At 59.3% G+C, this 14,575-nt stretch carries 11 protein-coding genes; 10 read left to right on the forward strand and 1 reads right to left on the reverse strand.

From position 1 onward, the window contains the following. The first annotated feature begins 410 nt into the window (after window positions 1–410). The 6 genes from BM300_RS01305 to BM300_RS01330 all read left to right on the forward strand — a co-directional run bounded on the left by BM300_RS01305 (window position 411) and on the right by BM300_RS01330 (window position 6,698). Window positions 411–1,493 carry a hydroxymethylglutaryl-CoA synthase gene (locus tag BM300_RS01305; protein ID WP_092461763.1) on the forward strand — a complete coding sequence of 361 codons (1,083 nt, stop codon included), beginning with the start codon at window positions 411–413 and terminating at the stop codon, window positions 1,491–1,493. Window positions 1,494–1,523: 30 nt separating this feature from the next. After that, the gene (locus BM300_RS01310; RefSeq protein WP_057447984.1) at window positions 1,524–2,720 is read left to right on the forward strand and encodes a thiolase family protein; all 1,197 of its coding nucleotides are present in this window, start codon (window positions 1,524–1,526) and stop codon (window positions 2,718–2,720) included. 10 nt (window positions 2,721–2,730) lie between these two features. Then, a complete protein-coding gene (locus BM300_RS01315; RefSeq protein ID WP_013693033.1) occupies window positions 2,731–3,171 on the forward strand; it encodes a Zn-ribbon domain-containing OB-fold protein in 441 nt (146 codons plus the stop codon). Between the two features lie 157 nt (window positions 3,172–3,328). Beyond that, window positions 3,329–4,378: a type III polyketide synthase gene (locus BM300_RS01320; RefSeq protein WP_063321692.1), complete on the forward strand. Its 1,050-nt coding sequence runs from the start codon at window positions 3,329–3,331 to the stop codon at window positions 4,376–4,378. A 131-nt stretch (window positions 4,379–4,509) separates the two neighbouring features. After that, window positions 4,510–5,775, forward strand: coding sequence for an MFS transporter (locus tag BM300_RS01325; RefSeq protein ID WP_092142728.1), 1,266 nt, complete (start codon window positions 4,510–4,512; stop codon window positions 5,773–5,775). After that, on the forward strand, window positions 5,775–6,698 hold the full coding sequence (locus BM300_RS01330) for a hypothetical protein (RefSeq protein ID WP_063321693.1): 924 nt from the start codon (window positions 5,775–5,777) through the stop codon (window positions 6,696–6,698). Before BM300_RS01325 ends, BM300_RS01330 begins: the two co-directional genes overlap by 1 nt. 56 nt (window positions 6,699–6,754) lie before the next feature. Here BM300_RS01330 and BM300_RS01335 read toward each other — a convergent pair whose 3' ends face one another. Beyond that, entirely contained in the window at window positions 6,755–8,977 is a 2,223-nt protein-coding gene (locus BM300_RS01335; protein WP_092142121.1) for a TonB-dependent receptor, read from the reverse strand. Between the two features lie 245 nt (window positions 8,978–9,222). Between BM300_RS01335 and BM300_RS01340 the strand changes: the two genes are divergently transcribed. The 4 genes from BM300_RS01340 to BM300_RS01355 all read left to right on the forward strand — a co-directional run bounded on the left by BM300_RS01340 (window position 9,223) and on the right by BM300_RS01355 (window position 14,539). Next, window positions 9,223–10,449, forward strand: coding sequence for an MFS transporter (locus BM300_RS01340; RefSeq protein WP_092142124.1), 1,227 nt, complete (start codon window positions 9,223–9,225; stop codon window positions 10,447–10,449). 85 nt (window positions 10,450–10,534) lie between these two features. Beyond that, window positions 10,535–11,050, forward strand: coding sequence for a sigma-70 family RNA polymerase sigma factor (locus BM300_RS01345; RefSeq protein ID WP_092221772.1), 516 nt, complete (start codon window positions 10,535–10,537; stop codon window positions 11,048–11,050). After that, a complete protein-coding gene (locus tag BM300_RS01350) occupies window positions 11,051–12,028 on the forward strand; it encodes a FecR domain-containing protein (protein WP_092461765.1) in 978 nt (325 codons plus the stop codon). Window positions 12,029–12,127: 99 nt separating this feature from the next. Beyond that, a complete protein-coding gene (locus BM300_RS01355) occupies window positions 12,128–14,539 on the forward strand; it encodes a TonB-dependent receptor (RefSeq protein ID WP_092461767.1) in 2,412 nt (803 codons plus the stop codon). The last annotated feature ends 36 nt before the right edge of the window (window positions 14,540–14,575 follow it).

A 14,575-nucleotide genomic window follows, 5' to 3' on the forward strand; every position in this document is an offset into this window, starting at 1 on the left:
TCTCCAATATGGCGCTTGACAAAAGAGACTCAGGGTATAGGATTCTCTCGAAAAGCAATGAAACGGATCGTTTCGTTTTGTATATTTATATGATCTCAGCTTCGGCTTAGCAGGGGGTCTCTTGAGCGCTTATTACCTCTATATAGGGAGACATGAGAAGGAAATTCATAAATTTTTAACGCTACCTTAACGATACGGTACGTTTCGTATCATACATAATGATTGCACGAAAACAAACCTATTGTTCATAGGTTGACCGGTAGGTTCTGCTGCTTGGACCCGCCGATTTATGGGGCATGGGACCGCCATTTATCACTTTGCGAGCACCAATAGATAGTTTCTAAATATTTCATGCGCCTGTCACGGCTTTCTGCCAGCAGGTGAAAGAACGGAATCTGGAGGAAGTACACATGAATAAAGTAGGAATTGTGAGCTATGGCGCGGGCATCCCGGTCTGCCGGCTCAAGGTGGACGACGTGATCCAGGTGTGGAAAAACACCGATTTGAGCTTGGTAAAGGGTCAATTGGGCGTCCTTGAAAGGGCTGTGCTGCAACCTGATGAAGACGTCATTACCTTGGGCGTCCTCGCCGCCCAGCGCGCACTGGACAAAGCGCCGCCTTGTCCCCTTGAAGCGCTTTATCTTGGCACCTGCACCAATCCATATGACTCCCGGGCCTCGGCCGCGATCATCCTGGAAATGCTTGGCTGCGGCTATGACGCCTTTTGCGCAGACGTGCAGTTTGCCGGCAAATCCGGCACCAGCGCCCTTCAGATTGCATACGCCTTGGTAGCATCGGGCATGGTGGGCAACGCGTTGGCAGTGGGCGCCGATACGATCAACCGCAACACCGCCCCCGGTGATTTGACAGAGTCCTACGCCGGAGCGGGCGCCGCTGCCCTGCTGTTGGGTACCGAAAATGTGATCGCGCATTTTGACGCAAGTTTTTCTTGCGCGGCGGATGTCGCTGACAACATCAGGCCTCAAGGGGACCGCTATATCCGGTCGGGGATGGGATTGGGCTCGGACAAGAACAGCATCGGCCTGGAAGACCAGACTCGCCGTGCTGCCTCGGGATTGATGGCCAAGATCCATGCGCAGGCCGGTGATTTCGATTATGTCGTCTTCCAACAGAACCTGGTTTCAACCCCCTACTCTCTGGGCAAGCACCTGGGATTCACGACGGCGCAAATCGAACCTGGCATCTATGCCCAGTGTGTCGGCGATGCTGGGGCAGCAAGCCCTTTGCTGGGCTTGGTCAACGTCCTCGATCAAGCGCGTCCCGGTGAACGAATCCTGGTGGTTTCCTATGGGTTTGGTGCGGGCAGCGATGCCATTGCCTTGACCGTCACCGATGCCATCGAAGCCTATCAAAAGACCAACGTTCCGCTGCGCACGCTGCTGGAGGATAAGTACTACGTGGATTACGGGACGTCGATCAAGTACGAGTTCAAATACTTGCGGCCCGACTACGCCCTGACGGCCTATCTCTGATTCCAATTCATCCAGCAAGGAGCACTTTTTATGAGCGCACGACGCGTTGCTATCGTTTCGGCTGCCTATACCCCTAAGCCCGGCAGTTCCAGAGTTCGCCAGACGTTCAAGGAGATGATCGTCGAGTCCGCCTACCAAGCGCTCAACGCCATCAAGATGCATCCCCGCGAACTCCAGGCTGTTGCCTACGGCTACCACGGTGAAGGCATTTCTGAATACGGAGGCCTGGGCCCGACCATTTCCGATGCCTTGGGTATCAGCCCTGCCCCCACGTTCATGAGTACTGCCAACTGCACGAGTAGTTCGGTGTCTTTCCAGATGGCTCACCAAATGGTCGCCTCAGGTGAATACGACATCGTCCTGTGTGGCGGTTTCGAAAAAATGACCGACCACATCAACTACGCCGAGTACATTGGCTCCAGCACCGAATGTGAATACGATTATTTTCTAGGCATCTCACACACAGACGCCTTCGCCCTGGCGACCGCCGAGTATTTTGAAAAGTTCGGCTATGCAGGACGTGAAGCGGATGTATTGGCAACCTTTGGGCGGCAGATGCGTATCTATGCCCATAACACCCCCACCGCCACCCGCTACGGCGTGCCGATTCCGTCCCTTGAAGCGCTCAAGAGTAGCGAAGCGTGTGGCTCGATGTTGGCCTGGGGCGAAGCCAGTGGTTGCGCCATCCTGGTTGCCGAACACCTTGCGCACCGTTACACGACCCAACCGGTATTTATCCGCGGCTGTGCCTACACCGGTGTATCGCACTATTTCGGCACGCGTTATCACAACCCGACGTTGCAATTTCCGGGGCTGCCAAAAGATGTAGGCATGGCAGTTTCCGCCAACTCGATGGCCTGCGCAGAAATCGCCTACAAAAAAGCCGGCATCACTGCAAAGGATATCGATGTGGCGCAAGTCTACGACTTGCTGGGCGCCGGGTTGATTCAAATGGAGTCCATGGGTGTATGTGGTCCAGGCCAGGCAGGCGACTTCGTATTGGAAGGCGGCATAGCTCTTGATGGGCAACTTCCCCTGAACACTGACGGCGGCAACATCGGACGCGGCCACGCCTCCGGTTGCGATGGGATTTTGCACATTACTGAATTGTTCCGACAGCTTCGCGGCGAGTCCAACAACCAAGTCAAAGGCGCCCGTATTGGTGTCTCGCAAAACCTGGGCGGTTACGCCGCGCACAACAGTGTCATTGTGCTTTCCAACGATTAAGGAGCCGACCATGTCCCTTTACCCTGAACAGATTCACCGCATGACCACCGCCAGCATGTTGCGCGAATGGCGCGAGCATGGCGGCAAATACCGCCTCGAAGGCAGCCGTTGCCAGGATTGCGAAGAAATTTTCTTCCCTCGGCGCACCGTCTGCGGCGCGTGCAATTCGTTGAATGTGGAACCGTATCGCTGCGCACGCACCGGCACGATCCAAGTCAGCGCCCATGCCGAGAATCCGATACTGGCAGCCATGGGCTATGGCGAAACCGTGCCCCGCTTCATGGCGATGGTGCGTCTGGATGATGGCTTGGTGATTGCCTCGGAAATCGTAGATGTCACCGATCCCCGGCAAGTCGTCAGCGGTGCGCCCGTGCGCATGGTTATTCGCAAACATGTCCGGGAAAGCAACTTGGCCTGGCAATATGCCTATAAGTTTGTATTGGTGAAATAACAAACAAGGCGTCCGCCACATCCGCTCTTTCGATAACAACAGTCAAGTTTTTTGGCTCCCCAGCCCGCAGCTTTGATTCTGTTTTTCAGAGTCTTGCTTTGCAGTCATTGCCTTAAATGTGCTTCTAACTTTATTGGCTTCTAGCCGAGGACTTGTCATGTCTACTCTTTGCAAACCCAGTCTGTTGTTTCCGCAATACAAGATCACCCAGCAACAAATGATCGAGCATCTAGAGCAGTTGCATGATGATCATCCACGAATGGCACTTGCCAAACGAATGATTCAAAACACACAGGTGAACGAACGGCACTTGGTCCTGCCTATCGATGAACTGGCGGTGCACACTGGCTTCACCCACCGCAGCATCGTTTATGAGCGCGAAGCCCGCCGCATGTCATCCATCGCGGCGCGCCAAGCCATTGAAAATGCCGGACTGACCATCGACGACATTCGCATGGTCGCGGTGACATCGTGCACCGGTTTCATGATGCCCTCGCTCACGGCCCACTTGATCAATGACCTGGGGCTGCGGACGTCGACCGTACAACTGCCCATCGCTCAATTGGGCTGCGTGGCAGGCGCTGCGGCGATCAATCGAGCCAATGATTTTGCCAGCCTGGCGCCGGACAACCATGTCCTCATCGTCTCCCTGGAGTTCTCGTCGCTCTGCTATCAACCCCAGGACACCAAGTTGCACGCGTTCATATCGGCGGCGTTATTCGGCGATGCCGTATCGGCCTGCGTCATGCGCGCCGATGACAAGGCGCCTGGTTTCAAGATCGCCAAGACCGGGTCTTACTTCCTGCCTGATAGCGAGCACTACATCAAATATGACGTTAAGGACAGTGGCTTTCACTTTACCCTGGACAAGGCCGTCATGAACTCCATTAAAGATGTCGCACCAATGATGGAGGAATTGAACTACGAGACCTTCAATCAACATTGCGCTCAAAACGACTTTTTCATCTTCCATACCGGCGGACGGAAAATTCTTGATGAACTGGTCCTGCAACTGGACCTGGAACCCGGCCGGGTCGCGCAGTCTCGCGACAGTTTGAGCGAAGCCGGGAACATCGCCAGCGTGGTGGTCTTCGATGTGCTCAAGCGCCAGTTTGACAGCGGGCTTGTCGATGGCGCGACTGGCATGCTGGCGGCCTTCGGCCCCGGTTTCACCGCTGAAATGGCCGTGGGCAAGTGGGTCGCCTGACAGATCCGATAAAACACCGACACCCAGCCAGGGGCACACCTGCCCCTGGCTGCCGGAGTATGAATCGCAGGCGTTCACCTCGCTCAAGAGGGCTTCGAAAGCGCTAGGGAAAGAAGGAAAAGAACATGGAGATGAAGTATCTGGTCGCTCGACCTTGGGGCGGCTATGAAAGACGCATGATCACGCTTCTGTCGCTGAGCTTCGGGCTGGTAGGACTGGACAGGTTCATTATCATGCCGCTGTTCCCGGTGATCATGCGTGACTTGGCCCTGGACTATCAGGACTTGAGCATGTTGTCGGCCATCCTGGCATTTGCGTGGGGAGGCTCTGCCCTGTTCATGGGCGCCGCCATCAGGGTACTGGGCCCCAAGAAGTTGCTGGTGCTGTCGATCACCCTGCTATCGATTCTGGCCGGTGCGTCTGCATTGATCACCGGCCTGGTGGGCCTGGTGCTCTTGCGCGCCTTGATGGGCGTCTGCGAAGGGGCCTTCACTCCGGTCAGTATCATTGTCACCGATGAAGTCTCTCAGCCTTCCCGGCGCGGACTCAATCTAGGGATTCAACAGGCCTTGTTCCCCATCATCGGCCTGTGCCTCGGACCGCTGCTGGCGGGCGTATTGCTGGAAATGTCCGGATCCTGGCGCGCCGTATTCGCCATCATTTCGTTACCCGGCCTGTTAGTGGCCTGGTACCTCTATAGAACCTACCAACCGACCCAGGCGCCCAGCACGGAGTCGATTGCACATACCTCCAAAAGCCAGTGGAGGGCGGCCCTGTCCTGCGGGAATGTGCGGCTCAATATTGCCTTGATGCTCTGCATACTGACGTGCCAGTTCGTTCTGTGCGCCCTGCTCCCTAGCTACCTGACAGACATTCTGCACCTGAGCAATTTCTCCATGGCCATGATCATTTCTGCAATTGGCCTGGGTGGTTTTTTTGGCCAACTGGTCATTCCCGGCTTGTCCGACCAACTGGGTCGCAAGCCCGTGGTCTCGATCTGCTTCATGATCAGCGCCCTGTTGGTGGGTTTATTGATCGTCAGCCCACCGTTGCCCTGGCTACTGTTCCTTCAATTATTTTTCTTGTCCTTTATCAACTTCAGCCTGATCTGCATGACGGTCGGTCCACTGACCAGCGAATCAGTGCCGCCCAGTTTATTGGCCACCGCGACGGGCCTGGTGGTGGGCTGCGGAGAGATTCTTGGAGGGGGCGTCGCCCCTGTCGTCGCCGGCTACATCGCCATGACGTGGGGACTTACCGCGATTCTGTTCCTGGCACTGGCCGGAAGTATCACGGGGGGCTTGCTGTCCTTACGGCTCAAAGAGGCAAACCCGGCGTTCAACGGACTCAAGGACTACGCCCCCCTATCCGCACGCTTGACCCTGGAGGATAAGTAATGACCCACTATGTAATGTTGCTGGACTCTCCAGTGCCGCGAGGAGGCCTTGGCGTATTTGACTTCAAGTCCGGGCAAAGCCGGGAGGTGCGTCCACCCCAGGGAAATCTTTATGAAGCCCTGGCTCATTGCGCGGATCGGAATATGGACTGGGAGTCTTATCTCAAGGACCTGCCGTCCACGCCCTACCCGCTTACGCCTGCGGCGGTGAAATACCGACCGCCGCTCAAGCCCGATAACAACTTGTTGGTCCAGATCAGCGAAATCACGCTCTGTACCGCCAAGACAGAACAAGCCTGGTATTACAAAGGTAACGGCCGACTGCTCAAGACCGACGGCGACCCTTTGCAGGTGCCCTATCATTCACAAAGCATCAGTAGCGAGCCGTGCATTGTCTGCCTCTATTGGGTCGACCCGTTTGGTGCGCTGCGCTTCATTGGTTTTACCCTGGGTAACGATATCCACGATCATGTATTGCACAGTCGCGACGCCATTTCTTCAACGCATGCGCACTTGCGCACCTGTGCGATTGCCCCGGCATTGATCGTGGGGGAATTGCAGGCTGACTTGGCCATCAATGTCCAGATAGAACGCGACGGCCAACCCTTGACGGCAAGTCACCACCGGATGAGTTTGCATCGCTGGCAGAGTCTGCGTCGATACTCGGAGGAGTTCCTGGAGAAACATGAGCAGTTTCTCGAGCCCGGGCTGGTTCATTACGTGTTTCACAGCTTGAGTCATCGCACCGCGAATGTGCCGCTCCAGCACGGTGACTGGCTCAGCATTGACTGCCCCGAGCTGGAATTGGCCATGAGCAATCAAATCGTCGAAGAGGAATTGGTGTCGCTGGTGCCCTTGCCTGCGCGGCGCGCACCTGACCATGACTGTATCGACCGACCGCTGCCCGTGCCGAAAAAGTTCTGATCGACCGTTATAAACGAGGGGGGTGGCCCTTGGTTTGAGCCACCCTTGCCCGCTTCTTAGAAATCGACCGTGGCCGAGAGTTGCAATGTGCGCGGAGAGCCTGGAGAGAACGCCCCATACGAGGCGACACCCGACCAGTATTCGCGGTCAAAGACATTTTGGACCGTGGCTCGGAAAGTCGTCGGTCGACCTTCGATCTTGGTGGCGTAGCGAGCGCCCGCATCGAAACGGGTCCAGGCATCCAGCTCCTGGGTGTTGGCCTGGTTCACGTATTGGCTGCTGGTGTAGATCGCGCCACTGGTGAGGGTAAAGCCTTCCACCCACGGGGTGTCCCATTCGGCCCACAGGTTGGCTTGCACGTCTGGCACGCCCACCGGCTTATTGCCACGGTTGGCCGCTGTGGCGGAATCCGTCAGCTCACCATCGAGCAATGTCACGCCACCCATCAAACGGGTGCCGGGGGCCACTTCGCCGAACACGCTCAGTTCCACGCCACGGTTGCGCTGTTCGGCCTGCACCGAGAAAACATTGTTCGCACCGAGTTCGCCACTGGGCTTCTCGATCTGGAACAGCGCCAAGGTGGTCATGAACGTGCCGTGCTCGTACTTGACGCCCATCTCGTGCTGCTTGGATTCATAAGGTGCGAATGTTTCTAGAGAATTGTTCGCGTTGGCTGGCGCAACGTCACCTTTACTCAGCCCTTCGACATAGTTGTAGTACAGCGACACGTCCTCCCAGGGTTTGACCACCACGCCGACCATCGGGGTCGTGGCACTGTCGTCATAACGGGAACTGACCGAACCCGTCTCGCTGTAATTGCGTGATTCGACCTTCTGCCGGCGCAACCCCAGGGACAGTTGCAGACGGTCATCCAGTACCGACAATGTGTCGGTCAAGGCGAAACCGGACAATTGCGACTCGGAAACCCGTGACACCCTGGGTGCATTGATGGTCGGCTTGGGCACGTCCACCGGGTGATAAATGTTCGAGGGGATATCTGCCCCCCGGTTGATGCCCCGGGACAGCTCATCCTGATAAGTGCTCGCCATCAGCGTGGTCGTGTGGCTGACAGGGCCGGTATCGAATATCCCGCGGATCCCCACGTCGGCTGTCGAACGGTCCACATTGAATTTGTAGTACCCCGGCCTGTTGGTGATATCGCCTGCACTATTGATGATATCTGGCACTTGGTCGGACATTCGCTTGACGTCCGAACGACCGCCACCGGCGTGGGCAAACACCGTGACCGCGTCCGTCAAGTCGTATTCGCCACCCAGCAACGCCGATTGCTCCTTGGTGTCCGACCAGCCCCATTTCTGTGATGCATTGGTACGACCGTTGGGGGCGGATGGAATTTCAACGCCACGCGCGACGGTGAAGGGCCGCGAGGCACCGTCAAAGTTTTCTTTTTGGCTGATGAAGTCGAGGTTCAAGCGCAAACGCTCGCCCCGATAATCCAGGGCGATAGCTCCGATACCAAGTTCGCGTTCCTGGTCGTCGATGGCCGTGTCGCCACCCTGGAGGCTGCCGTTGAAGCGCACGCCAAACTGGTTTTCCGAGCCGAATCGACGGCTGACATCCAGGTGCCCGCCCACTTGGGAGTCGGACGCGTAGCTGCCGGTAAAGCGCGTCAGGTCTTCGTCCAACGGACGCTTGGGAACGATATTGATCACCCCGCCCACCCCGCTGTTCGGAGACATGCCGTACATCAGCGCCCCCGGTCCCTTGAGCACTTCGACCCGTTCGGCGTAGTCGGTGAACACCCGGTAGTTGGGTGCCACGCCGTATACGCCGTCGTAGGCCAACTCGCCGAGGTTACCCTCGCCGATGGGAAAACCACGGATGAAAAACGAATCGACGATGCCGCCCACCTGGCCCGTCGAGCGCACCGAAGGGTCTCGTTGCAGGGCGTCGGCCACGGTCACGGTTTGCAGGTCGGCCAGGGTCTTGGCGGTGTAGCTGGTCACGCTGAACGGCGTGTCCATCACGTCCTTGTTGCCCATCATCCCCAAGCGTGCGCCGCGCGCCACTTGACCACCGGCCAACACGGGCGGCAGTGCACCTGGGTCGTTGTGGGTGCCGCTGATGGTGGTGGCGTCAAGGGTCAAGCCTTGGCCGTTGTCCTTGGAGGCGTCCAGGGTCTTATCGGCGGCAGGCGCCTGTTCGGGGGTTGCCGCCCAGGCGGTGGCGCTTCCTGCGACCAGAATGAAACTCAGCGTGGCGCTACGAATCGCGACGGATAACGCAGACTCACCACAAGGTCGACGTGCAACAGACATGGCTTAAGGATCCTTTTCAACGAGAGAAAATGGTAATCACTCCTATTGCCAGTCGACCTGCGGAAAAGTATCACCTCCCGGGGATTATTTTTTCAGACTGCGCCAAAGCACTCGCGCATACCGACGCTGCTGCGGTATCGACACCTTGCAACCTCTCGTGCAGCCGGGCATCTTGCCGACCCTGTCATCGCCAGCAGCACACGCTACCCTACCCGCTTGCTGGCGTTTAACCACCGAGGCTGATCATGTCCCACACAGGTGTCGTCCAGGGTTCGAGCGTCAGAGTCCTGATTTATCTTCTGTTCGCGATCCAGCTCATCTCGATGGGCGCGATGGAAATGAGCGGGCCATTTTGGCCGGTTCACCTGCGCGGGCTGACGTCGTCGGCGTCGGTTTTCAGCTTCGCCAGCATTGCCGTGTATGTCGGGCCGATGCTGGGCATCATGCTGACCAGCACCTTTTGGGGCCGTATCGGTGATCGCTACGGCCATAAGTGGATGATGATCCGCGCCCTGGCAGGCTTGTCGCTGACCCAGCTCGGGCTGGCGCTGTGCAGCGATATCTGGATCATTCTGGTCCTGCGCTTCTTGCAGGGCGCCTTTGCCGGATACATCGCCCCGGCGCAGGCCTACGGCGTCAGTATCGAAGCCCCATCGCGGCGAGCGAGGCTGTTCGCGATTCTGCAAATATCCACCAATGTCGGCTCATTGCTCGGCGCAATAGTCGGGGGGCTGATCCTCGACTACGCCACGTTCTTCTGGATCAACCTCACCGCCTCGGTGTTGTGCGCAGTGTGCACGGTGGTGGCCGCCGTGGCCTTGCCGGATGTGCCGCCAGTGAAGAGGTCCTCGGCGAGCCAGGCCCCGGCAGCGAAGAGCCGTACCGACAGTATCTGGCAAGGATCGTCGTTGCTGTCGTTGTTATGCGTCATGGGCATTCTGCTGTTGGCGCGGATGCTGCCGCAAACATCATTCTCCTTGTATGTGAGCGCGGTATTCGTCGTCAGCAACTCGCTCGTCGGCCTGTGCTACGGCTTGCTGGCGCTGGGTTTCATTCTGTCGGCCACGGCCTGGTCGCGCTATTTCGAGCACCATACCCAACAGCAAACCTTGCAGCGCATCCTCTACATCGTGCTCGGTTGTGTCGTCTTGACCGCCCTGGCGGGGATCACGCGCAACGTCATCGTATTTGTCATTGCCTACTTCATCTGGGGCGTGCTGCTGGGTGCCACCACGCCAGTGCTGATGGCCCTCATCTCGAAATCCGCCGACAGCTCACGACAAGGCCACGTGCTGGGCATTGCCCAGGGCACCACGCAATTCGCTTCGATCGCGGGCATTTCGATCGGTGGATTGCTCAGCCAGGTCTACGGGTTGCAATACACCTACCTGTTCGTTTGCCTGGCCTATGTGCTGGCGCTGATCCCCATCATTGCATTGCGTTATAGGCCCGAGGGCCTTGCGCGTGGCTGAAACAGGGTTGCTGAATGCCGCTTGCGTCGCGGGCAAGTTGTCCTTTAGCATTGGGAATACTTCTCAATTGCAAAAAAACGCAGCCATGAGCGAAATCCTGCCCGCGAACAACGACCAGCATCTGCGCGTGATCGAAGATCTGTACGCCGGCCATCACAGCTGGCTGTACGCCACGCTGAAGAAGAAACTGGGCAATGCCATGGATGCGGCGGACCTGGCGCAAGACACCTTCACGCGCATTCTCGCCTCCCAAGTCACGGCCATTGATCAGCCCCGGGCCTACCTGAGCTGCGTGGCCAAGGGCATTCTCATCAACTGGTATCAGCGCAAGGCCCTGGAACGTGCCTACCTGGAGGCGCTCGCGCATCTGCCGGCCCAGGAAGTGCCGTCCCCTGAGTTGCGCTTTCTGGTGCTGGAAACCCTGCACGAAATCGACGCCATGCTCGACACCCTCCCGGCGCCGGTCAAACGGGCATTCCTGCTGTCGCAGATCGGCGGCCTGAAATACGACGACATCGCCCAACAGCTGAACGTCTCGCTGATCACGGTCAAGCGCTACATGAAGCAGGCATTCGTGCAGTGCTTGATGCTGGTGGAATGAATGCTCACCCGTCGCCGTGAGCCGCCGCTCGACCCCAAGGTCCTCGAAGAAGCCGCCGAATGGCTGATGCGCTTGAGCGAAAGCGACCTCAGTGACACCGAGCGCGCCGAATGGGAATGCTGGAGGGCCAGCAGCCCCGAGCGCGGTCGGGCCTGGTCTCGTGCGCAATTGCTGCAAAGCAAGCTCGGCGGCTTGCCACGAGCGTTAGCGATGTCGGCGCTGGATCGCCCAAGCAGCCCCGAACGACGCGCGGCCCTTGGCAAACTGGCGTTGCTGCTGGCAGCGGTGCCTGTCGGTTGGGGCAGCTGGAAACTGGCGCAATCGCAGCAATGGTCCGCCGATTACCGCACCGCCATCGGCGAGCGCCGCGAGTTGACCTTGGCCGACGGCTCTCACCTCACCCTCAATACCGGCACGGCCATCGACGTGCTGTTCGACACCCGCCAACGGCTCCTCCATGTGCGCGAAGGGGAAGTCCTGGTGCAGACCGCGCCGGATGCCTCACCACAGGCCCGACCGTTCCTGGTCAGCACCCGCGAGGGCCGGATGCAGGCCCTGGGTACGCGGTTCATCGTGCGCCAATTGCCATCGCGCACCCATCTGGCGGTACTCGAAGGTGCGGTGCGGATTGAATTGGCCGAGGCTCGCCAGGCCGCGCCGCTCATCGTCAACGCCGGACAGCGCACCGACTTCTCGTCCCAGGCCTTCGGCCCGTTGACCCCGACCGATCGCAACGCCAGCGCCTGGACCCAAGGCATGCTGATGGCCGACAGGATGCGCCTGGCGGATTTTGTCGTCGAACTGGCGCGCTATCGCCGGGGCTTCGTGCGGTGCGACCCGTCCATTGCCGAGCTGCGGGTGTCCGGCGCTTTTCCCATCAGCGATACCCAGCGCACGCTCAACATGCTGGTGCAAACCTACCCGGTCCTGGTCACCGGTCATTTGAGCGGTTACTGGGTGACGCTCTCCCCGGCCTGACCCCACAAAAAATATTTGCTGCTCGGGTGATACTTTTTTTGATCTCAACTGGCAAAGAAAGGAATAACCATTTCATCTCGTCCATAGGGTCATCCATCCATGCTCGTTGCACGGCCCCTGCGTCCGGATCGTCCATCCAAACCCGTCATGCGCAGTGTGCTGTTGGGCCTTGCGTTGAGCACGGTCACCGGGTCGTTCGCCTTCGCCACCGTGCCCGCGCAACTGGAAGCCGTCGCCCCCCGCGCCTATGAGATCGCCCCGGGGCCGCTCGGCCCTGCCCTGTCGAGCTTTGCGATAACCGCCGGCATTGCCTTGTCGTTCCAGCCTTCGATCACTGAGGGCCTGGTCAGCCCGGGACTTTCCGGCACTTATCCGGCAGCACAAGCACTCACCCAGCTACTGGCCGACAGCGGCGTGGAGATGGTTGCCCGCGACGATGGCAGCTACACACTGGTGCTGCGCCGGGTGTCCCTGCCGCAGATCAGCGTCGACGCCACGGGCAGAAGCAGCACCGACCTGCCACCTACCGACGCCAACGGCCAGGTCGCCCGCGGCGCACGCCTCGGCCTGCTGGGCAACACCGATGTGATGGAGGCGCCGTTCAGCATCAGCAGCTACACCTCGACGATGATCAGGGATCAACAGGCGACCACGGTGGGCGACTTGCTGGAACGCGATGCTTCGGTGCGCTCCACGGGCCAGGCGGGCGGCATCGTCGACTCGTTCTTTATCCGCGGTTTTCCGCTGGGGGAAGGCAACCTCGGTGAGTTGGCTTTCGACGGTGTGTATGGCGTGGCGTCCAATTACCGGGTGTTCACCGATTACGCCGAGCGCATCGAACTGGTCAAGGGCCCCGCCGCGCTGCTGTACGGCATGTCGCCCAACAGCGCCGTGGGCGGTGTGATCAACGTGGTCCCCAAGCGCGCCCTCGACGAGGACCTGACCCGATTCACCAGCCGCTACGCCACGAACTCGCAACTGGGCGGCCACCTCGACGTCAGTCGGCGCTTTGGTGAAGAACGCCGGTTCGGGATCAGGCTCAACGGTAGCCTGCAGCAGGGTGATACGGCCATCGACAAGCAGTCCCGGGACGTCGGTACCGGCGCCATGTCCCTGGACTACCAAGGGGATCGCCTGCGCATGACCCTGGACCTGATCAGCCAGGATGAAAAATTCGACGCCGCCTCCCGCCCTTTCCTGATCGACCCTGGCGTGCAAATCCCCTCCGCCGCCAACGGCCGCACCAGTGTCAGCCAGGACTGGGGGCGCTCCCGGGCCCGGGACAAATCGGCGTTACTGAGTGGCGCGTACGACCTCAGCGACCATCTGACCCTGTTTGCCCACGCCGGCGGCGGAAAATCCGAGGTCGAGCGCATGTCCGACCAGACCCCGACCATCATCAACGCCGCCGGCGACACGTCATCGGTTCCCGGTTATTACAAATTCAACGTCCAGCGCTACACCGTCGACGCCGGCGCGCGCCTGGGCTTCGACACCGGGCCGGTCAACCACCGCGCGGTGCTGCAAGTCAGCCGTTATCGCGATGAGTTGTCCCGGGGCATTATTTCCGGCCCCACCATCCTCTCGAACATCTATCACCCGGTCGACCGGCCCAGGCCCAACATCGCCGAACCTCACACGCCAAAAATCTCCGAAAGCGAGCTGTCGGGCGTCGCCCTGGCCGACACCTTGTCGGTACTCAATGAGCGCCTGCAGATCACCCTCGGGTTGCGCCGGCAAAACATCCAGTCGGACAACTACAACACCATCGTTGCCACCCCGTCCTACGACAAAAGCAAGACCACCCCACTGCTCGGTATCGTCGCCAAGCCCTGGGACCATGTCGCGCTGTACTACAACTACATCGAAGGCCTGAGCAAGGGCGACATCGCGCCGGCTGCCGCCACGAACGCCGAAGAAATTTTTTCTCCCTACATCTCCCGCCAGCAGGAGATCGGGGTCAAGCTCGACTACGACCGCTTCATGGCCACCCTGGCGCTGTTCCAGATCAAGAAACCCAGCGGCGAATTGTCGTCCAGGGTGTTTTCGGTCCAGGCCCAGCAACGCAACCGTGGCGTGGAACTGAACCTGTCCGGCGAGATTGCCCGGGGCACGCGCCTGCTCGGTGGCGTGACGCTACTCGACGGGGAACTGACCCGCACCAGCGTGGCCGCCAACCGCGGCAATACACCGGTGGGCGTGCCCAAGGTCCAGGCCAACCTCTGGGCCGAGTGGGACACCCCGGGCATCGCTGGGCTGACCCTGACCAGCGGCGCGATCTACACCGCCAGCCAGTACGTCGACCAGGCCAACACCCAGGAGCTGGATGCCTGGACCCGCTTCGATGTCGGTGCCCGCTATGCCACACGCATTGCCGAGCGGCCCACGACATTTCGCGCCACGGTGCAGAACGTCTTTGACCGTGCCTACTGGTCAGGGGTCGCGTCCTATGGCGCGTTTTCCCAAGGCGCACCGCGCACGCTGTTGTTATCCGCCACCGTTGATTTCTGAAACCTGCGGGTCGGGGCGGCGACTTGCGCCGTTGTC

It is taken from the genome of Pseudomonas sp. NFACC46-3, assembly GCF_900114515.1.
In the GTDB taxonomy this organism is placed as follows: Bacteria; Pseudomonadota; Gammaproteobacteria; order Pseudomonadales; family Pseudomonadaceae; genus Aquipseudomonas; species Aquipseudomonas fluorescens_Q.